The organism is Citrobacter sp. Res13-Sevr-PEB04-36, from assembly GCF_015672735.1.
GTDB lineage: Bacteria > Pseudomonadota > Gammaproteobacteria > Enterobacterales > Enterobacteriaceae > Citrobacter.
Genome location: NZ_JADABY010000015.1, coordinates 43,677 through 68,977, shown reverse-complemented (window position 1 = coordinate 68,977; position 25,301 = coordinate 43,677). Strand labels below are relative to the sequence as shown.

20 protein-coding genes are annotated in these 25,301 nt (G+C 51.7%); 12 read left to right on the top strand and 8 right to left on the bottom strand.

Annotated elements, in window-relative coordinates; translation table 11 throughout:
- Positions 1–42: 42 nt before the first annotated feature.
- Complete coding sequence (pntB, locus tag IMQ48_RS05100; protein ID WP_196208148.1) at positions 43–1,431, bottom strand: Re/Si-specific NAD(P)(+) transhydrogenase subunit beta; 1,389 nt, start codon at positions 1,429–1,431, stop codon at positions 43–45.
- A gap of 10 nt (positions 1,432–1,441) precedes the next feature.
- Entirely contained in the window at positions 1,442–2,971 is a 1,530-nt protein-coding gene (pntA, locus tag IMQ48_RS05095) for a Re/Si-specific NAD(P)(+) transhydrogenase subunit alpha (protein WP_196208147.1), read from the bottom strand.
- 525 nt (positions 2,972–3,496) lie between these two features.
- On the opposite strand from pntA, the gene ydgH reads away from it, so the two are divergent.
- The 3 genes from ydgH (at position 3,497) to folM (ending at position 6,767) form a co-directional block, all read left to right on the top strand.
- Positions 3,497–4,441 carry a DUF1471 family protein YdgH gene (gene ydgH / locus IMQ48_RS05090; RefSeq protein WP_196208146.1) on the top strand — a complete coding sequence of 315 codons (945 nt, stop codon included), beginning with the start codon at positions 3,497–3,499 and terminating at the stop codon, positions 4,439–4,441.
- Positions 4,442–4,627: 186 nt separating this feature from the next.
- Entirely contained in the window at positions 4,628–6,010 is a 1,383-nt protein-coding gene (locus IMQ48_RS05085; RefSeq protein ID WP_196208145.1) for an amino acid permease, read from the top strand.
- Positions 6,011–6,047: 37 nt separating this feature from the next.
- Positions 6,048–6,767: a dihydromonapterin reductase gene (gene folM / locus IMQ48_RS05080; RefSeq protein WP_196208144.1), complete on the top strand. Its 720-nt coding sequence runs from the start codon at positions 6,048–6,050 to the stop codon at positions 6,765–6,767.
- Here the strand turns inward: folM and IMQ48_RS05075 are convergent.
- The gene (locus IMQ48_RS05075; RefSeq protein WP_196208143.1) at positions 6,764–7,099 is read right to left on the bottom strand and encodes a GlpM family protein; all 336 of its coding nucleotides are present in this window, start codon (positions 7,097–7,099) and stop codon (positions 6,764–6,766) included. The two genes, folM and IMQ48_RS05075, sit on opposite strands and share 4 nt — an antisense overlap.
- A 117-nt stretch (positions 7,100–7,216) precedes the next feature.
- Between IMQ48_RS05075 and rstA the strand changes: the two genes are divergently transcribed.
- Both rstA and IMQ48_RS05065 read left to right on the top strand, forming a co-directional pair.
- Positions 7,217–7,960 (top strand): two-component system response regulator RstA, encoded by a 744-nt coding sequence (gene rstA / locus IMQ48_RS05070; RefSeq protein WP_196208142.1) that lies wholly within the window; start codon positions 7,217–7,219, stop codon positions 7,958–7,960.
- A 242-nt stretch (positions 7,961–8,202) separates the two neighbouring features.
- On the top strand, positions 8,203–9,552 hold the full coding sequence (locus IMQ48_RS05065) for an L-cystine transporter (protein ID WP_196208141.1): 1,350 nt from the start codon (positions 8,203–8,205) through the stop codon (positions 9,550–9,552).
- A 50-nt stretch (positions 9,553–9,602) separates the two neighbouring features.
- Here IMQ48_RS05065 and IMQ48_RS05060 read toward each other — a convergent pair whose 3' ends face one another.
- Complete coding sequence (locus tag IMQ48_RS05060) at positions 9,603–10,631, bottom strand: HoxN/HupN/NixA family nickel/cobalt transporter (protein WP_196208140.1); 1,029 nt, start codon at positions 10,629–10,631, stop codon at positions 9,603–9,605.
- A gap of 128 nt (positions 10,632–10,759) precedes the next feature.
- Positions 10,760–11,590 carry an aminoglycoside phosphotransferase family protein gene (locus tag IMQ48_RS05055; RefSeq protein ID WP_196208139.1) on the bottom strand — a complete coding sequence of 277 codons (831 nt, stop codon included), beginning with the start codon at positions 11,588–11,590 and terminating at the stop codon, positions 10,760–10,762.
- Positions 11,591–12,008: 418 nt separating this feature from the next.
- Between IMQ48_RS05055 and IMQ48_RS05050 the strand changes: the two genes are divergently transcribed.
- From IMQ48_RS05050 to tus, 3 genes are all read left to right on the top strand, one after another.
- Positions 12,009–12,257 carry a hypothetical protein gene (locus tag IMQ48_RS05050; protein ID WP_196208138.1) on the top strand — a complete coding sequence of 83 codons (249 nt, stop codon included), beginning with the start codon at positions 12,009–12,011 and terminating at the stop codon, positions 12,255–12,257.
- 405 nt (positions 12,258–12,662) lie between these two features.
- Complete coding sequence (rstB, locus tag IMQ48_RS05045) at positions 12,663–13,964, top strand: two-component system sensor histidine kinase RstB (protein ID WP_196208137.1); 1,302 nt, start codon at positions 12,663–12,665, stop codon at positions 13,962–13,964.
- 73 nt (positions 13,965–14,037) lie between these two features.
- On the top strand, positions 14,038–14,967 hold the full coding sequence (tus, locus tag IMQ48_RS05040; RefSeq protein ID WP_196208136.1) for a DNA replication terminus site-binding protein: 930 nt from the start codon (positions 14,038–14,040) through the stop codon (positions 14,965–14,967).
- Here tus and fumC read toward each other — a convergent pair.
- Positions 14,964–16,367, bottom strand: coding sequence for a class II fumarate hydratase (gene fumC / locus IMQ48_RS05035; protein WP_196208135.1), 1,404 nt, complete (start codon positions 16,365–16,367; stop codon positions 14,964–14,966). The two genes, tus and fumC, sit on opposite strands and share 4 nt — an antisense overlap.
- A 142-nt stretch (positions 16,368–16,509) precedes the next feature.
- The gene (gene fumB / locus IMQ48_RS05030; RefSeq protein ID WP_196208134.1) at positions 16,510–18,156 is read right to left on the bottom strand and encodes a class I fumarate hydratase; all 1,647 of its coding nucleotides are present in this window, start codon (positions 18,154–18,156) and stop codon (positions 16,510–16,512) included.
- Between the two features lie 263 nt (positions 18,157–18,419).
- On the opposite strand from fumB, the gene manA reads away from it, so the two are divergent.
- Both manA and IMQ48_RS05020 read left to right on the top strand, forming a co-directional pair.
- Positions 18,420–19,595, top strand: a complete 1,176-nt coding sequence (gene manA, locus IMQ48_RS05025; protein WP_196208133.1) for a mannose-6-phosphate isomerase — start codon at positions 18,420–18,422, stop codon at positions 19,593–19,595.
- A gap of 107 nt (positions 19,596–19,702) precedes the next feature.
- Entirely contained in the window at positions 19,703–21,211 is a 1,509-nt protein-coding gene (locus IMQ48_RS05020) for a YdgA family protein (RefSeq protein ID WP_196208199.1), read from the top strand.
- A gap of 68 nt (positions 21,212–21,279) precedes the next feature.
- Here IMQ48_RS05020 and IMQ48_RS05015 read toward each other — a convergent pair whose 3' ends face one another.
- A complete protein-coding gene (locus tag IMQ48_RS05015; RefSeq protein WP_196208132.1) occupies positions 21,280–22,308 on the bottom strand; it encodes a Mal regulon transcriptional regulator MalI in 1,029 nt (342 codons plus the stop codon).
- Between the two features lie 170 nt (positions 22,309–22,478).
- On the opposite strand from IMQ48_RS05015, the gene malX reads away from it, so the two are divergent.
- Positions 22,479–24,071 carry a maltose/glucose-specific PTS transporter subunit IIBC gene (gene malX / locus IMQ48_RS05010; protein ID WP_196208131.1) on the top strand — a complete coding sequence of 531 codons (1,593 nt, stop codon included), beginning with the start codon at positions 22,479–22,481 and terminating at the stop codon, positions 24,069–24,071.
- Between the two features lie 10 nt (positions 24,072–24,081).
- Positions 24,082–25,254: a MalY/PatB family protein gene (locus IMQ48_RS05005; protein ID WP_196208130.1), complete on the top strand. Its 1,173-nt coding sequence runs from the start codon at positions 24,082–24,084 to the stop codon at positions 25,252–25,254.
- The last annotated feature ends 47 nt before the right edge of the window (positions 25,255–25,301 follow it).

The window sequence follows — 25,301 nt, the reverse complement described above, 5'->3', positions numbered from 1 at the left end:
AAAAGCGGCCTCCGAAGAGGCCGCATGACATTTTACTAAAAATTACAGTGCTTTCAGAATCGCATCCACGCTGGCTTTGGCATCGCCAAACAGCATGTGGGTGTTATCTTTGAAGAACAGTGGGTTCTGCACGCCGGCATAACCGGTATTCATTGAACGTTTAAACACAATGACGTTCTGCGCCTTCCACACTTCCAGTACTGGCATGCCAGCGATTGGACTTTTTGGATCGTCCAGCGCCGCCGGGTTGACGGTATCGTTCGCACCGATAACCAGCACAGTGTCGGTGTCGGCGAAATCATCGTTGATTTCATCCATTTCCAGCACGATATCGTAAGGTACCTTCGCTTCCGCCAGCAGCACGTTCATATGCCCCGGCAGACGCCCGGCAACCGGGTGAATACCGAAACGCACTTTGATGCCGCGTGCGCGAAGCTTCTCAGTGATTTCAGCCACCGGATACTGTGCCTGCGCCACCGCCATGCCATAGCCTGGGGTGATAATCACCGAGTGCGAATCCTTCAGCATTTCCGCCGTTTCTTCCGCAGTAATCTCGCGATGTTCACCCGCTTCCTGATCGTCGCCAGTTGAAGAACCGTCGGTACCAAACCCACCGGCAATAACGCTGATAAAGGAGCGGTTCATCGCCTTACACATAATGTAAGACAGGATCGCACCCGAAGAACCCACCAGCGCACCGGTAACGATCAGCAGGTCGTTGCTCAGCATAAAGCCCGCAGCTGCCGCCGCCCATCCTGAATAGGAGTTCAGCATCGATACCACAACCGGCATATCTGCCCCGCCGATAGACGCCACCAGATGCCAGCCAAACGCCAGCGCGATAATGGTCATCACCAGCAACGCCAGAACCTGCAGACCCACGCTTTCGGTACGCACGAACAGCACCAGCAGCAGAAACGAAACCACCAGCGCCGCAAGGTTCAGTTTGTGACGGTTCGGCAACATCAGCGGCTTAGAGGAGATCTTACCGCGCAGTTTACCGAACGCCACGATAGAACCTGTGAAGGTCACCGCACCAATAAAGATGCCAAGGAATACTTCAGTCAGGTGAATATTCACCAGAATCGGTTCCAGGCCCGCTTCGTGGTACAGGTAGCTGTTAAAGCCAACCAATACCGCCGCCAGGCCAACGAAGCTGTGCAGGATCGCCACCAGCTCCGGCATCTCGGTCATCTCGACTTTCTTCGCCAGGCGAATACCAATCGCGCCACCGATAATCATGGCCACCAGAATCCACGCTACGTTGCCAGTATCCGGACCAAAAATCGTGGCAATCAGCGCAATCGCCATCCCGGCGATACCGAAGTTATTACCCTGCTGGGAGGTTTCATGCTTAGAAAGCCCCGCCAGACTGAAAATAAACAGGATCGCGGCAACAATGTATGCAGCTGTAACTAATCCTCCAGACATGTGCTACCCCTTAGTTTTTCCGGAACATTTTCAGCATGCGCTGAGTCACGGTGAAGCCACCGAAAATATTAATGCTGGCAATAAGTACCGCGATAAAGCTCAGGAAACTCACCCAGCCACCCTGGCCAATCTGCAATAATGCCCCCACAACGATGATCCCGGAGATGGCGTTGGTCACGGACATCAGCGGCGTATGCAGCGCATGCGACACGTTCCAGACCACGTAGTAACCTACCACGCAGGAAAGCGCGAACACTGTGAAGTGACCAAGGAACTCTTTTGGCGCCACATCGGCCAACCAGCCAAACAGAATAACCACCAGCGCCATCAGAGCGTATTTACGCCACGGTGAGACCGGTTTTTTCTCTTCTACAGGTGCAGGTGCGGCTTTAGGTGCCGACTGCGGCTGAGCAGAGACCTGGATCGGCGGCGCAGGCCAGGTGATTTCACCGTCGCGCACCACCGTCACACCGCGCACCACGACATCGTCGAAATCTACGGTGATATTGCCGTCTTTCTCTTTGCACAGCAGCTTCAGCAGGTTAACAAGGTTGGTCCCGTATAACTGGGAGGACTGTGTCGGTAAACGACCCGGAAGATCGGTATAACCAATAACCTTGACGCCGTTCTCGGTGGTGGTCACCTGATTAGCCACGGTGTATTCGCAGTTACCGCCGTTTTGCGCAGCGAGATCGACAATCACACTGCCCGCTTTCATGGAATCAACCATTTCACGGGTGATCAGTTTCGGCGCCGGTTTGCCCGGAATCAACGCGGTGGTGACGATAATATCAACGTCTTTCGCCTGTGCGGCGAACAGTTCCATTTCCGCTTTGATAAACGCTTCAGACATCACTTTGGCGTAGCCATCGCCGCTGCCTGCTTCCTCTTTGAAATCCAGCTCGAGGAATTCAGCGCCCATACTCTGTACTTGTTCTTTCACTTCCGGGCGGGTATCGAATGCACGAACAATGGCTCCCAGGCTGTTTGCCGCACCAATGGCTGCCAGGCCCGCAACGCCAGCACCGATCACCATCACTTTAGCCGGTGGAACCTTACCCGCGGCGGTAATCTGTCCGGTAAAGAAACGACCAAATTCATGTGCGGCCTCAACAATGGCGCGATACCCGGCAATGTTGGCCATCGAACTGAGGGCATCCAGCGACTGCGCACGCGAAATACGCGGTACGGAGTCCATTGCCATCACCGTGACATTGCGCTCGGCGAGTTTTTGCAATAGCTCGGGGTTTTGTGCCGGCCAGAGAAAACTGACCAGCGTGGTCCCCGGATTCAGCAACGGAATCTCAAATTCTTCTGGCGCATTGACCTTCAGGATAATCTCTGACTGCCAGACCGCATCCCCGTCAACAATTTCCGCGCCCGCTTGCACAAACGCCTTGTCGTCAAAACTAGCCAGTTGACCCGCGCCGCTTTCAACCGCGACGCTAAAACCCAGCTTCAGCAGCTGCTCAACCGTCTTTGGCGTGGCTGCAACGCGGGTTTCATTGGTTAACCGTTCTCTTGGTATGCCAATTCGCATAATGTTCCCTTCCATCTGTATTTTTGATGATGGTTTATCAATGTTCGCAAGCGGCATGCGCACACTCACGTAAGAGGTCAGTGCTACCTCAACAAAATAAAACAGTAACAAACTCTGTATAACCTACTGAAATTAGCGCCTGTGATCTAGCGCCAAAAAACAGTATTTATTATGAAATTCGCAAAATCGGGATGAATTTACCTACAGACAGGGATAATGCCCTTTAAATAGCCCGCAAAGGCTGATAATTCGCTCAAGCGAAGCGGCAAAACATGATTAAGCGCCATTGCAGAACAATTGATTAACATTAAATTAACTTATGAAATTCAACCGGTTTATCAGTTTTCGCGCTGAAATGCCGAATTTTTAGACATATCACTAAATGTTATCGATGTTGTTACGACGGCTGGCACGATGAGTGAAAAATGACGCAGACACTGACACAATTTAAATGCAATAATCAGCCACGTTTCTAGTCAATAACAATACCAGTACCTGGTTTGCGCAAGGCGAAGGATTATTTTTATGAAGCTTAAGAACACTCTCCTGGCGTCCGCACTTCTTTCTGCGACTGCTTTTTCTGTAAATGCAGCGACAGAATTGACGCCGGAGCAAGCGGCTGCCCTGAAACCCTATGACCGCATTGTGGTGACCGGCCGTTTTAATGCTATCGGTGATGCGGTTGCTGCCGTATCCCGCCGTGCAGATAAAGACGGTGCAGCCTCCTTTTATGTTGTTGATACCTCAGATTTTGGCAGCGGCGGTAACTGGCGTGTTGTCGCCGACGTCTATAAAGCCGACGCTGAAAAAGCGGAAGCCAACAAGAATCGCGTCATCAACGGCGTTGTAGAATTACCGAAAGATCAGGCCGTTCTGCTGGAACCGTATGATACCGTCACGGTGCAGGGTTTTTACCGCAGCCAGCCTGAAGTCAACGACGCCATCACCAAAGCAGCGAGAGAGAAAGGGGCTTACTCTTTCTATATCGTCCGTCAGGTTGATGCCAACCAGGGCGGCAACCAGCGTATTACCGCATTCATCTATAAACAAGATGCGAAAAAACGCGTTGTGCAAAGTCCTGATGCGATCCCTGCGGATTCCGATGCCGGTCGTGCCGCATTAGCAGCCGGTGGCGAAGCCGCGAAGAAAGTTGAGATCCCGGGCGTAGCTACCACTGCCTCTCCAAGCGCAGAAGTCGGTCGTTTCTTTGAAACCCAGTCAACTAAAGGCGGACGTTACACTGTCACGCTACCGGACGGCACGAAGGTTGAAGAACTGAACAAAGCGACCGCTGCGATGATGGTACCGTTCGACAGCATCAAATTCACCGGTAACTACGGCAACATGACTGAAGTCTCTTATCAGGTTGCTAAACGTGCTGCGAAGAAAGGCGCGAAGTACTACCACATTACCCGCCAGTGGCAGGAACGTGGTAACAACATGACCATCAGTGCCGATCTGTATAAATAACAGACACGAGTAACAATAAAAGGCGGCTTTTTGCCGCCTTTCGCATTTTTAGTCACAAATCTCCCTATGCCCATTGCATGCGCTCTCTTCTCTCCGTAAAATCCCGCGCCTTAGTGGCTTTCACCATTTTTATGCGGTTTGCCAAAATAATTATTCTCTCACTCTTGTTTTTGTCACTGGATACAAATGGAAAAGAAATTGGGTCTGAGCGCACTGACCGCGCTGGTTTTAAGCTCAATGCTCGGCGCGGGCGTTTTCAGTCTGCCACAAAATATGGCAGCGGTAGCCAGCCCGGCCGCATTACTGATTGGTTGGGCGATAACCGGCGCGGGAATTCTCCTTCTGGCCTTTGCCATGCTCATTCTGACGCGCATCCGTCCCGACCTGGATGGCGGCATTTTTACCTATGCACGCGAAGGTTTTGGCGAACTGATCGGCTTTTGCTCGGCGTGGGGGTACTGGCTGTGCGCCGTTATCGCCAACGTTTCTTATCTGGTGATCGTTTTTTCCGCACTCAGCTTCTTCACCGATACGCCTGAATTGCGTTTATTTGGCGACGGAAATACCTGGCAGTCTATCGTCGGGGCCTCAGTGCTGCTGTGGGTGGTCCATTTTCTGGTATTACGCGGTGTACAAACAGCCGCCAGCATTAACCTGGTAGCGACACTGGCGAAATTGTTGCCTCTGGGTCTGTTTGTTGTATTGGCCTTTATGCTGTTTAAGCTCGATACCTTTACCCTGGATTTTACCGGCATGGCGCTGGGTGTTCCGGTCTGGGAACAAGTTAAAAACACCATGCTCATCACGCTGTGGGTGTTCATCGGGGTAGAAGGCGCGGTCGTGGTTTCAGCACGCGCCCGTAATAAACGCGATGTCGGCCGTGCCACGTTACTGGCGGTATTGGCCGCACTGGGCGTTTACCTGTTGGTTACCCTGCTTTCGCTTGGCGTGGTTGCCCGCCCGGAACTGGCTGAGATCCGTAACCCGTCAATGGCCGGACTGATGGTCAAAATGATGGGGCCATGGGGTGAAATTATTATTGCGGCAGGCCTGATTGTTTCCGTTTGTGGGGCCTATTTAAGCTGGACGATTATGGCGGCTGAAGTGCCGTTCCTGGCATCGACACACAAAGCCTTCCCGCGTATTTTTGCACGCCAAAATGCGCAAGGTGCGCCATCGGCTTCGCTGTGGCTCACCAATATCTGCGTGCAGGTATGTTTGGTGCTGATCTGGCTCACTGGCTCCGACTACAATACGCTGCTGACGATTGCCTCAGAGATGATTCTGGTACCTTATTTCCTGGTTGGTGCATTTTTACTGAAAATAGCCACCCGCCCGATTCATCAGGCTGTTGGTGTCGGTGCATGTATTTATGGCTTATGGTTATTATATGCGTCTGGCCCAATGCACCTGTTACTGTCCGTGGTGCTGTATGCGCCTGGGTTACTGGTCTTCCTTTACGCCAGAAAAACGCACACGCACGATAACGTGCTGAACCGCCAGGAATTGGTTTTGATCGGCCTGTTGCTGGTCGCCGCCGTCCCGGCAACCTGGATATTGATGGGGTAAACGTCATACCCATCGTTTACTGCTAATGGAGATTACGATGGGTAAAAAGCCCTTGCCAATACTTATTACCGGGGCAGGCCGTCGCATCGGCCTCGCAATTGCATGGCATTTTCTGAATCAAAAACAGCCGGTAATTATCAGTTATCGCACGCATTATCCATCGATTGATGGTCTGCAAGAGGCTGGTGCGGTGTGCATTCAGGCCGATTTTTCGACCGATGCCGGTGTACTGGCCTTTGCCGACGACGTAAAAAGTCGGACAGCGGGATTACGCGCCATCGTGCACAATGCCAGTGCCTGGGTCGCAGAAAAACCCGGCGCGTCACTACCTGACGTGCTGTCCAGCATGATGCAGATCCACGTCAACACACCCTACCTGCTCAACCACGCGCTGGAAGACCTGCTCCGCGGTCACGGCCACGCCGCGAGTGACATCATTCATTTTACCGATTACGTCGTCGAGCGCGGCAGCGACAAACATATTGCGTATGCCGCCAGCAAGGCCGCGTTGGACAATATGACCCGGTCATTCGCGCGTAAACTGGCGCCAGAAGTCAAAGTGAACGCCATTGCCCCGTCGCTTATTCTGTTTAACGAAGATGACGACGCCGAATATCGTCAGCAGGCACTGAACAAATCACTGATGAAAACCGCGCCCGGTGAGAAAGAAGTCATTGATTTAATCGATTATCTGTTGACCAGTTGTTTTGTCACCGGGCGCAGTTTTGCCCTGGATGGCGGTCGCCACCTGCGTTAGTGCAATTTAACCCAACAAATAATCAGCAACCACGCGCTCAGGCCCCAGCAGACTACCGCCCCGCCGAGCGCGACGGGTAAACGCATAAAACCGGTGAAATACCACAGTGAAACAAGGTAGATAAAATAGGGAATGATTGACCACATGCTGAAGATTATCGTGGTACGTAACGCGTCGATCCCGCGCTCGCTGGCCACAATATAATGGGCGATCAGCGCAAATGTCGGGAACAGCGGAATTAACCCGGCAATATAGTAATTCTTTGTTTTAGCCAACACACCAATCAACACCACCACCAGCGCGCCCAGCGCCGCTTTTATTACGAGCCCCATCACTTTGCCTTAACACATCAATAACATCAGCCCCTAGCATAACGGAAGCGTTGTTGTTTAGAAAAGATTAATGGAAGGAAAAACAGGGTCGGTGTATGTTGGCGCTTTATAATCAAAATGAATGATATGAACACCATCGTATTTGTTGAAGATGATCCTGAAGTCGGCTCGCTTATTGCCGCCTACCTGGCCCGCCATGATATCGAGGTTATCCTTGAACCACGCGGCGATTTGGCCGAAGAGAAGGTCCTGCAGGTTCAACCCGACCTGGTGTTGTTAGACATTATGCTGCCGGGCAAAGACGGGATGAGCATCTGCCGTGATTTACGCGGGCGCTGGCAGGGTCCGATTGTTCTGCTGACCTCTCTCGACAGCGATATGAACCATATACTGGCGCTCGAAATGGGTGCCTGTGACTACATTCTGAAAACGACTCCGCCGGCGGTGCTGCTGGCCCGCCTGCGCCTGCATTTACGCCAGAACGAACATTCGACGCAGTCGAAAGGTATTCAGGCGGCCACCCTTACGCCGCATACCATGCTGCGCTTTGGCACGCTGAGCATCGATCCGACCAATCGTTCCGTGCAGCTTGCAGGTGAACCCGTTTCGCTGTCTACCGCTGATTTCGAACTGCTGTGGGAACTGGCAACCCATGCGGGACACATTATGGATCGCGATGCGTTACTGAAAAACCTGCGTGGCGTGAGCTACGATGGAATGGACCGCAGCGTTGATGTGGCGATTTCCCGTCTACGTAAAAAACTGATGGATAACGCCACGGAACCGTACCGCATCAAGACCATCCGTAATAAAGGCTATCTTTTTGCCCCGCACGCCTGGGATGACGAACCACGCAAATAACCCTGTCGGCTGGTTATTTTACCAGCCAAACAAATCGCAAAACATTACACTGTCACGCACATCGTTTACAGGATAAGCATACAGACCTTATCCAGGCCTGAACCACATTTTTTGTGTGGCTGATAACTGCCCCTCTCCCTATAATCCGTCCCGGTCCTGAGCTCTTATTGCTCAGCATTTTATTTCATAAATTAACTCTCTTTCCGGCATTTCAGGTGCTGAATGAGGCAAGAGGCTACATTATGCTCGTCACTCCCGCGTATATCGCGTTATTTTTGGTTTGTTCCTGGGCTGTATTCAAAATCGACCAAAAAAGTCATTCCCTGTCCAAAAGCGTCTTCATCGCCATTTTTATCGGTGCCGTCATTGGCTTATCCCTTCATTTTATTGCGGCCGACAACAGCAAAACGATTATCGACTGGTATAACGTCATCGGTAACGGTTATGTGAATTTACTCAAGCTGGTCGCCATTCCGCTAATTTTTATCTCTATTCTCTCGGCGATAAATAAGCTCGAAAACAGCGCCGGAATTGGCAAAATGTCGCTCACCATCGTGGGATGTATGCTTTGTCTGGTGATGATTGCCGGATTTGTTGGCCTGCTGACTGCCCACGTTTTAGGCCTGGACGCCAGCGCGTTTGGCCATATGCAGTCAACGCTGACAGCTGAGGATGTGAGTAAAACAGCAGCGGTCTCGCTGCCTAAGCTGGTCACCTCGCTGATCCCCACCAATATCTTCCTCGATCTTACCGGGGCCAGAAGCGTTTCTGTTATTGGTATTGTGATTTTCACTCTACTTGCCGGGGTGGCATTATTAAAAGTAAAACAGGATGCGCCGCAAGAAGGTGAAAAATTAAGCGCGGGTATTAACGCCATCCAGATTTGGGTGATGAAAATGGTGCGCATCGTGATTGCACTCACCCCCTATGGCGTGATGGCATTAATGGCCGGCGTATTTTCCGCCTATCGGTTTGAGCAATTTGCCAGTTTGTTAGGCTTTATAGCCGCTTGCTACATTGCCGTGCTGATGATGTTTATCGTTCATGCGCTGATCCTGCTGCTGAGCGGAAATAATCCCATTCACTATTTTAAAACCGTGTGGCCGGTTTTAACCTTTGCGTTTGTATCACGCAGCAGCGCGGCCTCTATTCCCCTGGCCATTACCGCGCAGGAAAAATTTGGCGTACAAAATACTATTGCCAACATCGCAGCCTCATTTGGTTCCAGTATGGGCCAGAATGGCTGCGCCGGAATTTACCCTGCCATTATGGTAGCAATGATTGCACCAACAATGGGCATTGACCCGCTGTCAGTACATTTTCTGCTCGCTATGCTACCGGCGATTGCGCTGGGTTCGATTGGGGTGGCGGGCGTCGGCGGCGGTGGGACGTTTGCCGCACTGATCGTGCTTTCAACGCTGAATTTCCCGGTCGCGCTGGTGGGGATTTTTATTGCCATTGAGCCGATTGTCGATATGGCGAGGACCGCGTTAAACGTGAACGGGTCGATGATCTCAGGCGTGCTGGCAAACCGAATCTTGCGAAAAGAAACATCTGCACAGCAACAATCAGCGAAGCTGAATAACGGTTGATAGCGACGCCAGATAAAAGCCTTCCTGCTTACGGGAAGGCTTTATTTATGTTAGGTGAGAGTCAATCTGTCATAGTTTTTCCAGCGATAATTCAGCGCTGAGAGGATCCAACAACCGAGAAATACAGCAATAATCATAAATCCAACATTGCCCATGTGGTCACTCAAATTGCTTACCGTATCCCAAATTCCCCCCTGCAGTGAAAACGCATCGGACAGCAATCCTAACGCCTCCAGCCCGCCAATAAATACCGCTACAATCACCGAGGTTCCGGTGATGGTCATATTATAATACAGTTTCCGCTGCGGCTTATTAAAGGCCCAGCCGTAGGCCTCGACCATCAGAATACTGTCGAGGCAATCAATCAGCGCCATCCCACAGGTAAACAGAGCCGGGAACACCAGAATGGACCAGATGGACATCCCGCTGGACGCACCTGAAGCAGAAATGCCTAACAGCGAAATTTCCGTGGCGGTATCAAAACCCAATCCAAATAAAAAGCCGACAAAATACATATGCCAGTCTTTCCCCACCAGCCTGAAGGCCGAGCGGAAGAGCCAATTTAAAGGCCCTGAAACCGTAACTTCTTCCGTGGTTCCGACGTAGGTACCCGTGCGTTTTAAATGACGGAATGCCTTCCACACCTGGCGGAAGATAATCAGATTGATGGTCGCCAGAATCAGCAAGAATGCCGCGGAAACGGACGTGCCAATCACGCCCCCGACATTCTGAAACCACGCCATATGATGTTTAAACACGCTGGTGGTTAGGGCAATGCCAATACTTGCCAGTACCACAATGGTGGAATGTCCGAGAGAAAACCACGCCCCGGTGGTCAATGCGCGCTTTTTTTGCTGCATCAGTTTACGGGTTGCACTGTCGATGGCTGCAATATGATCGGCGTCCACAGCGTGGCGTAAACCGTAACACCAGGCGACCAGGCTCAGCGCCAGAAGCGATGTATGATGACTAAACACCGTGAAAGCCCATAGCCATGCCACAATGTTTGCACCGACCAAAATCGCCACCAGCAACATAATATCCGGGCGTTTTTTGCACACTGAAAACAACGCGTTCATTGTTTTCGGCCTATTAACTTGGTAATAAAAGACACTACGTAACCTGCCATTTACTGATGAGTGATTGGTGAATCCAATATTTATCAGCCTAATGATAACGTTTTAAAATTACTGCCCCGTGTCGTAGATCAAAGTTGCAGAGATCCTGAGTCCAGTTCAGCAAACGCGAGTTCCGCCACGCGCAGGGTTATGGTCGCACTGCCCCCATCTTGCAGAAACCAGGCTGAAGAGAGCCCACACCATGCCGCTATCCACAACAGAAGACGCTCGCGTTCAAGTCTGGCAGCCTCCGAGACGATGTTGACACGTTGGATGAATCGCTGTGGATCAACGGCGATGCCGATACCGGGTGTAGCAAGATCGGGATTAGTGAAAATATTGGCGTAATCAAACCCACGCTCACCCAACAACCCTTTCGGATCAATGGCCAGCCATCCAGACTCTGCAAAATCAAGTACATTGCCGTGGTGCAAATCGCCGTGTAGCACCGCGACATCTTGCGGAACGGAGAGGACCTTGTTGGCTGCCTGCGCACACCGTCGCATGACTCCACCATAAATCTGCCCTGCAAGCGCAAGATCGCGAAACCAGTGTTCAAGCGGCGTGAGAGCAGGTGCAGAAGCATTTGGCTCAACATGAAGCTGACGGGCAGCATGACATATGATACGGCAAGCCCGCTCATCCTGCTCTGCCCGGGACATATCCGCCAGTGATTGCGTCCCGGTGGCCCGTTCTAACAGTAACACCCCATCCACATGAGCCAGCACCTTCGCCGCCCCCTTCCCGTTCCACCAGACCATCAACTGACAGCCGGTTCGCTCAGTGGCATCACTCGTAAGTTTAAGGATTGCTTTCTTGCCATCGCTAATTGTCTTCACGGGTAACAGATGCGATGTATGAGTCACAATGGGAACACCATCCGGGATGAGTCCCCAGCGGCTGAGCCAGATACTGAACATATGTTTTCCAAAATGATTTGCCCGACGCATTCAGACACCTTGCGCAAGCTTAATCAGCAGGACAATGCAATGCAAAACAATCAACACTGGCGTAGCCATTTGATACCGTTTACGGTGATCCATTCATGTATTTGACCCACAACCAGGAAAACGTAGTGGCATGAAGAACAGAGCTTAAGGGCATTGCGCATTCACTTAATTGAAGCTTTGTCAGCCGAAACAACGACCACCTCCCGCACATCAAAAACGACTTTAAATCTAATCCCAACGATAAATCCAAAATATTAAACCAGTAAAAAACATAAACCCCAGATCAAAAACACAATTAAATAGCATTTATTTGGACTAAAAAACTTAAGTTTTCCAAATCAAGTGTCGCTTAAAAATTGTAACCATCAATAGAAATAGTGGAGTAAGTATGGTTTCTCCGATCACAAGTGGCAGTTACTTCGATTTCAATACAGATTATTCAATCAAACCGTTACCGCCAGGGACAACTGCCAGCTCGGGCGAGGTGTGTGGACAATCCGGCGTCTGGAAAAGTGAAACGTATAAAGTTGTCACCGGTGTAACAAAGGGTGAAGTTATGCCGCAATATCAGGGACGCGATGTTGAGTGGGAACTTACCGAGCACTCGCTTTCCGAACTTGGCCCATCGACCGAGTAATCTCCTGCTGATGCCCCAAAACATCATAAGGCCCGGTAAAGACAAAGCAGCAGTCAGTCTGAAAGAATACCTATAAAATCAATATGTAACTTTTTAGCCCGCGTCTCCGTGCGGGCTCTTTTCCGTTGCTTATAAGGGCATAGAGCGATTCCAAAAAAACAGGGGTAACCCCGATTCTCTTCTTCAAAGCAAAAAATAACGAGTGCCAATCCTGGATTGATCTCGGGTCTTATGGGCCACGAGAATGCAGAAATGGTTTATACAGTGTACTCTGCCTGGATAAACGTGCTTGATGGTGATCAGATAGCATTCCTGAACCAGCGTATCGATGGATACAGCAGTGTCCCCCAGGTGCCCAGAGGTGAACGATCACCAACTAACCAATTGAAGTTACGGTGATATTTCATGAAGAAGCTGTTTGTACAGTTTTACCTGTTGCTGTTCGTCTGCTTTCTGGTGATGACCCTGCTGGTCGGACTGGTATACAAATTTACCGCCGAGCGCGCAGGCAGGCAGTCGCTCGACGACTTAATGAAAAGCTCTTTGTATTTGATGCGCAGTGAGCTTCGCGAGATCCCCCCCCACGACTGGGGGAAGACGCTGAAAGAGATGGATTTAAACCTCTCGTTTGATTTGCGCGTAGAGCCGCTGAATAAATACCGACTGGACGCCCCCACCCAACAGCGCCTGCGCGAGGGTGATATCGTGGCACTCGACGATCAGTACACTTTTATTCAGCGTATTCCGCGCAGCCATTATGTCCTTGCCGTCGGCCCGGTCCCGTATCTCTATTTTCTACATCAAATGCGCTTGTTGGACGTCGCGTTGATGGCATTTATTGCTATTTCATTGGCCTTTCCGGTACTTATCTGGATGCGCCCGCACTGGCAGGAGATGCTAAGGCTGGAAGCAGCAGCACAACGTTTTGGTGAAGGACATCTGAGCGAACGCCTGCATTTTGACACCGGTTCCAGCTTTGAGCGACTCGGTGTTGCATTTAACCAGATGGCGGATAATATCAATGCGTTGATCGCCAGCAAAAAACAGCTAATTGATGGCATCGCTCATGAACTGCGCACACCATTAGTGCGTTTACGCTACCGCCTGGAGATGAGCGATAACCTCACCGTTCAGGAATCTCAGGCGCTGAATCGCGATATTGGTCAGTTGGAAGCGTTGATTGAAGAATTACTCACCTACGCGCGGCTCGACCGACCGCAGAATGAGTTACACCTCACTGTGCCAAACCTGCCCGTGTGGCTAACTACCCATCTGGACGATGTGCAAAGCGTTAATCCGGAGCGCTCGGTACGCCTGCGTCATCTTGCCACTGGTGATTACGGTGCACTGGATATGCGCCTGATGGAGCGCGTACTGGATAATTTACTCAACAACGCCCTGCGCTATTGTCAGTCCACAGTACATGCCAGCCTGCAGTTGCAGGGTCATCAGGCGATGCTGATCGTGGAGGACGATGGCCCCGGCATTGCGCCCGACGCCCGTGCACAGGTTTTCGAACCGTTTGTTCGCCTTGATCCCAGTCGGGACCGGACCACCGGCGGTTGCGGACTCGGGCTGGCCATCGTCCACTCGATTGCGCTAGCCATGGGGGGCACGGTGGTGTGTGACGAAAGCGAGCTGGGTGGCGCACGTTTTACTTTTAGCTGGCCTGTCTGGCATAACATTCCTGAATTTTCCGCTGCCTGACCCTTACGGCTCGGTGGTCAGGTAGTGTTGGGTGTGCTATAAAAAAGTATGTTGTAACTAAAATGGTAACCTTATGGCTCGTTACGATCTCGTTGAACGTCTGAACGGCACTTTTCGCCAGATGGAACAAGAACTGGCGCAATTCACCGAAAACCTGCAGCAGCACACGCTGCTAATTGCCCGCGGGTTCTCCTTGCCAGAAATCGCAAAAGAGTCGGAGCACGCCCCGCTGGATACCATTGATGTTAAACAACATTTAGGCAAAGAGGCTGAAAGTCTGGCACTGCGTCACTACCGCCACCTGTTTATTCAGCAGCAGTCCGAGAATCGCAGTAGTAAAGCCGCCGTGCGCCTGCCAGGAGTACTCTGCTATCAGGTAGATAGCCTTTCGCAGGCGGCGCTGGAAGCACAAGTCCAACGTATCAACCAGCTGAAAACAACCTTTGAGCATATTGTGACGGTAGATTCAGGGTTGCCGCCCGCCGCGCGCTTCGAATGGGTGCATCGTCATTTACCAGGACTTATCACGCTCAATGCTTATCGTACGCTGACGGTAGTCAGAGAACCTGCCACCCTGCGATTCGGTTGGGCCAATAAGCACATCATTAAAAACCTGAAGCGCGATGAGGTGCTGGAACAGTTAGAAAAAAGCCTGAACTCACCGCGTAGCGTACATCCCTGGACGCGTGAAGAGTGGCAGGCCCGGTTGGAGCGCGAGTATCAGGACATTGCCGCCCTGCCGCAACAGGCGAAACTGAAAATAAAAAGACCGGTGAAAGTCCAGCCCATCGCCCGAGTCTGGTACAAAGGGCAGCAAAAACAGGTGCAATATGCCTGCCCGACGCCGCTAATTGCACTGATTAATAATGAAAACGGCATGAACGTGCCCGACATCGGTGAGTTGCTGAATTACGATGCCGACAACGTGCAACATCGTTTTAAACCTCAGGCGCAGCCGTTAAGGCTGATTATTCCCCGACTGCACCTGTATGTGGCGGATTAACGTCCAGGTCGCATACTTCCGACCATCAGTTCCGGGCGCACCCAACTGTCGAACTCCGCCTCGCTAAGGTAGCCCAGCGCCAGCGCTGAGGCTTTTAACGTCAGCCCCTCTTTGTGGGCCTTTTTGGCGATTTCAGCAGCTTTATCGTACCCAATATGGGTATTCAGGGCAGTCACCAGCATCAGGGATTCGTTGAGCAGTTGGTCTATGCGCTCGCGATTGGGCTCAATGCCGGTCGCGCAGTGCGCATTGAAGCTTTCCATACCGTCTGCCAGCAGGCGAACCGATTGCAGGAAGTTATGGATAATCATCGGTCGGTAGACGTTGAGCTCAAAATTACCGGAGGCCCCGCCAATGTTGATCGCGACATCATTGCCCATCACCTGACAACACAGCATGGTCAAGGCTTCACATTGCGTGGGGTTGACCTTACCGGGCATGATGGAGCTGCCGGGCTCGTTTTCAGGAATCGCTATCTCGCCAATACCACATCGCGGACCGGATGCCAGCCAACGCACATCGTTGGCGATTTTCATTAACGATGCAGCCAGACCTTTCAACGCCCCGTGGGCGTGTACCAGCGCATCACAGGTGGCCAGCGCTTCGAATTTATTCGGCGCGGTAACAAACGGTGCACAGGTGATCACCCTCAGTTCATCCGCAACGCGGCGAGCATATTCAGGATGTGTATTCAGTCCGGTGCCGACGGCCGTTCCTCCCAAAGCCAGTTCGGCCACATGCGGCAGACTGTTTTCAATGTGCTTCAGGTTATGTTCCAACATCGCCACCCAGCCAGAAATTTCCTGGCCCAGCGTCAACGGCGTGGCATCCTGCAGATGCGTTCGGCCAATTTTGACAATATCTGCAAAGGCGTGGGATTTTTCACTGAGGGTTTTAATCAACACATTCAATTGTGGAATAAGTGATTTACGCAGAGCCAGCAGCGCGGCAACGTGCATTGCCGTGGGGAACACGTCATTTGAACTTTGGCTTTTATTGACGTCATCGTTGGGGTGTATTTTGCGATCCATTCCCCGCTCGCCGCCCAACAATTCGCTGGCCCGATTTGCCAGCACTTCGTTCATGTTCATGTTGCTTTGCGTACCGGAACCGGTCTGCCAGATAGCCAGCGGAAACTCGTCAGCGTGTTTATCAGCCAGCACTTCATCTACCGCCTGCATGATGGCGTTCGCTTTTTCTGCTGCTAACAGCCCAAGGTCCTGATTGACCTTCGCTGCGGCACGTTTAGTTAGCGCCAGCGCGTGGATCAGCGAGACCGGCATTTTCTCCGTAGAGATACGAAAATGCTCCAGCGATCGTTGGGTTTGCGCGCCCCAGAGTTTATCGGCCGGAACCTCAATCGCCCCCATTGAATCATTTTCGCGGCGTACCGTTACCATGACCTGCTCCTTATATTAACAATTGATTAGGTTATGTTTCGACATTGCCCACTTGCCATTGGTCTTATGAGTATTGACGAGGATAAAACCTTCGTTTGGTGGTTCGTGCGGTAAAAAAAACCGCCCCGAAGGGCGGTTGACGTTACTTAACGCAGCGTGCGCACTGCGACGTCTGAATCTGCTGGAAGAAATCGTTACCTTTGTCATCCACCAGGATAAACGCCGGGAAATCTTCCACTTCAATTTTCCAGATGGCTTCCATCCCCAGTTCCGGGTATTCCACACATTCCAGACTCTTGATACTGCCTTGCGCCAACACCGCCGCAGGGCCACCGATACTGCCTAAATAGAAACCGCCATGTTTATGGCAGGCGTCGGTAACCTGCTGGCTACGGTTGCCTTTTGCCAGCATGATCATGCTGCCACCCGCGGACTGCAGCTGATCAACATATGAATCCATGCGTCCAGCTGTGGTTGGGCCAAGCGAGCCCGAGGCATAACCTTCCGGAGTTTTCGCCGGACCAGCGTAATAAATAGGGTGATCCTTAACATACTGCGGCAAACTTTCGCCGTTATCCAGACGCTCTTTCAGTTTTGCATGCGCAATATCACGTCCGACGATGATTGTGCCATTCAGTGACAGACGTGTGGAGACGGGATACTGCGACAGCTGAGCCAGGATCTCTTTCATCGGACGGTTGAGATCGACGCGCACAGCTTCACCTTCACCGGCCTGGCGCAACGCTTCCGGGATGTACTTGCCGGGATTGTTTTCCAGCTTCTCAATCCAGATCCCTTTGCGATTGATCTTGGCTTTGATATTACGATCTGCTGAACAAGAGACGCCCATACCGACCGGGCATGACGCACCGTGGCGCGGCAGACGGATCACGCGAATATCGTGGGCAAAGTATTTCCCGCCGAACTGTGCGCCCAGTCCAAGGTTTTGTGCTTCAATTAACAGCTCTTTTTCCAGTTCGACATCGCGGAACGCCTGACCATGCTCATTACCTTCAGTCGGCAATTCATCATAATATTTTGCCGACGCCAGTTTAACGGTTTTCAGCGTCGCTTCTGCTGAAGTTCCACCAATCACAAAAGCAATGTGATACGGCGGACAGGCTGCGGTTCCCAGCGTACGCATTTTCTCGACCAGATAATTTTTCAATTTGCCCGGCGTGAGCAGCGCTTTGGTTTCCTGATACAGATAGGTTTTATTCGCCGATCCCCCGCCTTTGGCGATGCAGAGGAATTTGTACTCGTCACCGTCCACGGTATACAGGTCTATCTGCGCAGGCAGGTTGGTCCCGGTGTTCACCTCGTTATACATATCCAGAGCGGCGTTTTGCGAATAGCGCAGGTTATCTTCGATATAGGTGTTATACACCCCTCGCGCCAGAGCGGCTTCATCACCGCCGCCGGTCCAGACACGTTGCCCTTTTTTACCGACGATAATCGCCGTACCGGTGTCCTGGCAGGTCGGTAACACGCCTTTCGCCGCGATGTCGGAGTTACGCAGGAATTGCAGGGCCACATATTTGTCGTTTTCGCTGGCATCCGGGTCGCGAAGAATATCCGCAACCTGCTGCTGATGCGCCGGACGCAGCATAAATGAGGCATCATGAAATGCCTGGCGTGCAAGGAGGGTTAAGGCTTGAGGATCAACTTTAATGATTTCGTGGCCTTCAAATTCGGCAACAGAAACATGGTCGCTGGTCAACAGATAGTATTCGGTATCATCCTTTTTGAGGGGGAAAGGATGCTGATAATGAAAGGGTTTGTTTGACATTGTGCTCTCACTTACTGCTCGGTCTGGTTATTCTCTGGGCAGATGTTCCATTGCCCTGCTTCCCTGTCGCGGGTCCGATTGTGCCAGCAACGGCCTTTGCGCAACCAGAATTGCTCAGGGTATTAAAAGCGAGTCACCATATCCTACACAATTTTTTAACAAAAACTGAGACAAGTACGACTTTTTACATGTGCAGGTTACTTCCCCGTGGGTTTCTTGGTTTAATAGTCAGAGATAATTCCACATTGAAACAGGGCTTGATAATGCAAAAACTCATCAACTCAGTGCAGAACTATGCCTGGGGAAGCAAAACTGCGTTAACGGAACTTTATGGCATTGAAAATCCGACCCAGCAACCGATGGCGGAGCTGTGGATGGGCGCCCACCCGAAAAGCAGTTCTCGGGTTCAGAACGCCGACGGCCAGACGGTTTCTCTGCGTGACGTGATCGAGCACGATAAGTCCGCACTGTTAGGTGATGCTGTGGCAAAACGCTTTGGTGAACTGCCATTCCTGTTTAAAGTTCTCTGCGCCGCGCAACCTCTTTCGATTCAGGTCCACCCGAACAAACATAATTCAGAGGTTGGCTTTGCCAAAGAAAACGCCGCCGGGATCCCAATGGACGCCGCCGAGCGTAATTACAAAGATCCTAATCACAAGCCCGAACTGGTGTTTGCCCTGACGCCTTTCCTGGCGATGAATGCGTTTCGCGAGTTCTCCGAGATTGTGGCGCTGCTACAGCCAGTGTCTGGCGCACATCCTGCCATTGCTCACTTCCTGCAGGAACCCAACGCTGAGCGTCTGAGCCACCTTTTCGCCAGCTTATTGAATATGCAGGGCGAAGAGAAATCCCGTGCGCTGGCTGTGCTGAAATCAGCCCTTAACAGTCAACAGGGCGAGCCGTGGCAAACCATCCGCCTGGTCGCGGATGTTTACCCTGACGATAGCGGCCTGTTCTCTCCGCTGCTGCTCAATGTGGTTAAGCTGAACCCAGGCGAGGCAATGTTCTTGTTTGCCGAAACCCCGCACGCCTACCTGCAAGGTGTGGCGCTCGAGGTTATGGCCAACTCTGATAACGTACTGCGCGCCGGGCTGACGCCGAAATATATCGATATTCCAGAACTGGTTGCCAACGTACAGTTTGTCGCTAAACCGGCGAATGAACTGCTGACAACCCCTATTAAAACAGGTGGGGAGCTGGACTTCCCGATCCCGGTTGACGATTTCGCCTTCTCCCTGCATGAACTGTCTGCCAGTGGTGCCACTATTAGCCAGCTCAGCGCCGCCATTTTGTTCTGTGTTGAAGGCGAAGCCGTGTTGAGCAAGGGCGAGCAACGTCTGGTCCTGAAAGCAGGTGAATCGGCATTTATCAGCGCTAATGAGTCACCAGTGAACATCAGCGGTACGGGTCGTTTAGCGCGGGTTTATAACAAGCTGTAGCAAGATACTGATATTTTTAACAACTCTTGCTAAGCTAGTAGTGAGTTAAAGACATGTCACCCCTCCAGGCGTCTTCAAACGCCTGGATTTATTTTATGGATATCGAAATGAAAAAAACGCTGGTAGCTGCGGGTGTGGTGGTTGCACTGGGAATCGTCTGGACAGGCGGCGCCTGGTTCACGGGGAATAAACTGGAAACCCATCTCGCTGAGATGGTGACGCAGGCAAACGATCAGCTCAAACGCCTCTCACCCGAGGCAGGCATTGAGCTGAGTTATCAGAACTACCAGCGCGGTGTGTTCAGCAGCCAGCTGCAACTGGTGGTGAAACCTGTTGCCGGTCAGGAAAATGCCTGGCTGAAGCCAGGGCAAAGCATCGTTCTGGATGAATCCGTCGATCACGGTCCTTTCCCGCTGGCCCAGCTTAAATCATTCAACCTGATGCCCGCGATGGCCGCAGTGAAAACCACGCTGGTGAACAATGACGTTACCAAACCGTTGTTTGACATTGCCAAGGGTGAGTCTCCTTTCATCATCAATTCCCGCGTGGGCTATAGTGGCGATACCCGTTCTGACATATCTCTCAAGCCGCTGAGTTACGAAAAAGGCGATGAGAAAGTGGCCTTTAGCGGAGGTGAATTCCAACTCAGCGCCGACAAAGACGGTAACGCAGTTTCCCTGACCGGTGAAGCGCAAAGCGGCGTGGTCAATGCAGTTAACGAGTATGACCAGAAGGTACAAGTTACCTTTAATAATCTGAAAACGGATGGTTCAAGCTCGGTTGCCAGCTTTGGTGAGCGTATTGGCGATCAGAAATTGTCCCTTGATAAGCTGTCTATTTCCGTCGAAGGCAAAGAGCTGGCGGTGCTGGAAGGCATGGGTATCGACGGTAAATCAGATCTGGTCAACGAGGGTAAAACCGTCAACAGCCAGCTGGATTACTCGCTCAATAGCCTGAAATTGCAGGGGCAGGATTTGGGTAGCGGTAAGCTGACGCTGAAAGTGGGCCAGATTGATGGCGAAGCATTACATCAGTTCAGCCAGCAGTATAGTGCCCAAACCAAAGCATTGATGTCGCAGATTGACGTAGTGCAGAACCCGGAGCTGTATCAGCAGAAAGTGACCGAGGCGTTCTTCAGCGCTCTGCCTATCCTGATGAAGGGTGAGCCGGTTATCACCGTTGCGCCGCTGAGCTGGAAAAATGCCAAAGGTGAGACAAGCTTTAATCTGTCCCTGTTCCTGAAAGATCCAAACGCTAACCAGGAAGAATCAAAAACTCTGGCCCAGGAAGTGGATCGCTCAGTGAAATCGCTGGACGCCAAGCTGGCGATCCCAATGGATATGGCGATTGAGTTCATGACTCAGATTGCCAAACTGGAAGGATATCAGCAGGAAGAAGCCGCAGGTATGGCGAAGCAGCAGGTCAATGGCCTGGCCGCAATGGGTCAAATGTTCCGCATTACGACGGTACAGGACAACACCATCGGCTCCAGCCTGCAATACGCAAATGGTCAGGTGACGCTCAACGGCCAAAAAATGCCGCTGGATGAATTTGTCGGCATGTTTGGTATGCCAACACTGTCTGCTCCGGATGCCCCGGCCATCCCGCAGCCATAATCTTCATCTGCGTGAGACTAGTCACAGCCCGATAACGCAATGTATCGGGCTTTTTTACGCCTGGGATATTACTTTTGTGTCACCAGTCGGGCAGATAACGTCAGATTGCGCGAATGCCCCTCATCGTTGCTAATTCGTTGGAGTACGCGCTCAGCCAGCGTGTATCCCATTTCTCGCGCGGGTGTACTGGCCCAAATAATCGGTAAATCATCCAGGGCGTTCTCTGCCACATCGGCAAAGGCAGCCAACGAGATCTGCTGTTCAAAATAGCGGTCGACGCCAATTTCACCACTCTGACGCCCTGCCTTCATCAGACCAAACCATGCCCCAACGGCGATAGTTTCGTTGTAACATACCACCGCACTGATGGTCGGGTTATGGCGTAGCAGCGCCGTAACGGCTTCTGCGGCCTGCTTCTGGCTCGAGGCGCACTCCAGTACCCAATCGCTGTGAAAAGGCAGTCCAAATTTAAGCAGCGTGGCGCAATACCCCCCCACGCGTTCTGCACGGGTCAGAGAGGAGCTCTGTCCCCCTAACCAGGCGATTCGCTGATGACCATGTCCGACGAGGTGCTCGACCAGTAGCTGTGCGGCCTGCATGTTGTCGGGTCTGACGGTATCGGCATCATCCAGATAACTGGCGCGTGAAGCAAATACCACCGGAATCCCTTTTTCACCGGCCAACTGCCGTAACGCATCACTACTGCCCGCTGCTCCGGCGATTACCACTCCGTCCACGCCCTGATTAAGTAACATCGAGAAACGCTGGGCCAGCTGTTCGCCGTCCTTACCGCCGTGGAGTAAAAACACCATTCTCCCCTGCGCTTCTAAGGCCTCGGTTAGCCCTGCCGTTAGTTCGGCATAAAATGGCGTAGAGAGGTCGCGAACAATTAAACCAATGACGCCACTCTGGCCACCACGCAGCGCCGACGCCTGGCGGTTACGTACAAACCCCAGTTGCTCGATGGCAGCATTGACCCGTTCTCCGGTGGCTGATGATATTCGCCCTTTGCCGCTTAGAACCAATGAAACTGTACTGACAGAGACACCAGCAGCCAGCGCAACATCATGAATGGTTATTTTTTTGGCTATAGCCATAAAACCAGAAAGCTCCCTGATAACGTGATGGATAAAACGTTTTACCAATCATCCGTATTTATACGCCCTATTATCATTCGATAATGTGATTTGTAACGCACTAAAATTAGGTAAAACGTTTTATCTTCTCGCCATCATTAGTTGGTCGATTTTTTACAAGGAGTCGTTAGATGGCGACGAGCACTACACCAAAAATCACGTTATGGGAATTTTTCCAGCAGTTGGGCAAAACGTTTATGTTGCCCGTGGCGCTGCTCTCTTTTTGTGGGATCATGTTAGGGATCGGCAGCTCATTAAGCAGCCATGATGTCATTACGTTGATCCCGGCATTGGGGAATCCGATGCTGCAAGCGCTGTTTACCTGGATGAGTAAAGTCGGTTCTTTCGCATTTAGTTTTCTGCCAGTGATGTTTTGTATCGCCATTCCCCTCGGTTTGGCACGTGAAAACAAAGGTGTCGCGGCCTTTGCCGGGTTTGTCGGCTATGCGGTCATGAACCTTGCCGTCAACTTTTGGTTAACAGCCAAAGGTATTTTACCCACCACTGACGCGGCGATTCTCAAAGCCAACAACGTGCAAAATATCCTTGGGATCCAGTCGATCGACACCGGGATCCTGGGTGCGGTGATCGCCGGGATCATTGTCTGGATGCTGCATGAACGCTTCCACAACATTCGCCTCCCGGATGCGCTGGCTTTTTTCGGTGGTACCCGCTTTGTGCCAATTATCTCGTCGGTGGTCATGGGGCTGGTCGGACTGGTCATTCCGCTGATTTGGCCAATTTTCGCCATGGGCATTACCGGATTAGGTCATATCATTAACAGCGCAGGTGAATTTGGTCCGATGTTATTTGGTACCGGTGAACGTCTGCTGTTACCGTTTGGTTTGCACCACATTCTGGTAGCCTTAATTCGCTTCACTGAAGCAGGTGGTACGCAGGACGTGTGTGGTCATAGCGTGAGCGGCGCGCTGACTATTTTTCAGGCTCAGTTGAGCTGTCCGACCACCCAGGGCTTCTCTGAAAGCGCCACGCGCTTCTTGTCTCAGGGTAAAATGCCAGCGTTCCTCGGCGGTTTACCGGGCGCAGCGTTAGCGATGTACCACTGCGCTCGCCCTGAAAACCGTCATAAAATTAAGGGGTTATTAATCTCTGGGCTGATTGCCTGTGTGATCGGTGGTACCACCGAACCCCTGGAATTCCTATTCCTGTTCGTGGCGCCGGTACTGTATGTAATCCACGCGCTGTTAACTGGGCTCGGCTTTACCGTGATGGCGGTACTTGGCGTCACCATCGGCAACACCGATGGCAACCTGATTGACTTCGTGGTGTTTGGCATCCTGCACGGGTTGTCCACCAAGTGGTATCTGGTGCCGGTTGTTGCCGCTATCTGGTTCGCGGTGTACTACATCATCTTCCGCTTCGCCATCACGCGCTTTAATCTGAAAACGCCAGGTCGTGACGTCGAAATTGCCAGCAACATTGAAAAAGTCATGGCCGGAACGCCGGGTAAATCGGGCTATAACGTACCCGCTATTCTGGCGGCACTGGGCGGTGCTGAAAACATCGTTAATCTGGATAACTGTATTACCCGTTTGCGTTTGTCAGTGAAGGATATGTCGCTTGTGAACGTACAGGCGCTGAAGGACAATCGTGCGATTGGCGTCGTTCAACTCAACCAGCATAACCTGCAGGTGGTGATTGGTCCGCAGGTCCAGTCAGTGAAAGACGAAATGGCGGTTCTGATGAATACCGTACAGGCATAAGGGCAACGATATGTTTGATTTTTCTAAGGAAGTTGACAGACATGGTACATGGTGTACCCAGTGGGACTACGTCGCTGACCGGTTTGGATCGGCCGATCTGCTCCCGTTCACCATCTCAGATATGGATTTTGCCACTGCACCTTGCATTTTGGAGGCGCTGACACAGCGCCTGTCACACGGTGTATTGGGCTATAGTCGCTGGAAAAATGAAGAGTTTTTGACGGCGATTAGTCACTGGTTCCTGACCCGGCATAACACCCAAATTGACCCGCAATCGGTGGTTTATGGCCCCTCCGTTATTTATATGGTGTCGGAACTGATCCGCCAGTGGTCGTCAACAGGTGACGCGGTAGTTATCCATACTCCGGCTTACGATGCATTTTACAAAGCTATTGAGGGCAACCAACGCGCGGTACTCCCTGTTGCCCTGGAGAAACATGCACACGGCTGGCATTGCGACATGGCTAAGCTGGAAGAGATACTTTCACGACCTGAGAGCAAAATTCTTCTGCTCTGCAGTCCGCAGAATCCGACCGGCAAAGTGTGGACCCGCGATGAACTGGAGACCATGGCCGGCTTATGTCAACGCCACGGTGTAAAAGTCATTTCCGATGAGATTCATATGGATATGGTATGGGGCAAAAACCCCCATATCCCATGGAGCCAAGTTGCTAAAGGCAGTTGGGCGCTGCTCACGTCCGGCTCCAAGAGTTTTAATATTCCTGCATTAACCGGGGCTTACGGGATCATTGAAGGTGTCGATAGCCGTAACGACTACCTCGCTACGTTAAAAGGCCGTGATGGACTTTCCTCACCTGCGGTACTGGCGCTTACCGCGCATATTGCTGCTTATCAGCAAGGTGCGCAATGGCTGGATGCATTACGTGATTATCTGGCCGCTAACCTGCAGTATGTCGCGCGTGAGCTTAATGCTGCATTCCCCGAGCTAAACTGGCAGGTCCCACAATCTACCTACCTGGCATGGATTGATCTGCGTCCGCTCAATCTCGATGACGAGGCATTGCAGGATGCGCTCATTCATCAGCAAAAAGTCGCCATTATGCCGGGATACACCTATGGTGAAGAAGGCCGCGGTTTTGTCCGTCTGAATGCCGGGTGTCCGCGTGCAAAACTGGAAAAAGGCGTTCAAGGATTGATTAACGCCATTGCTTCACTACGTTGATTTTGCTTGCGCAATGAGCCTTTCATTGCGCAATTCTTCCATCCACC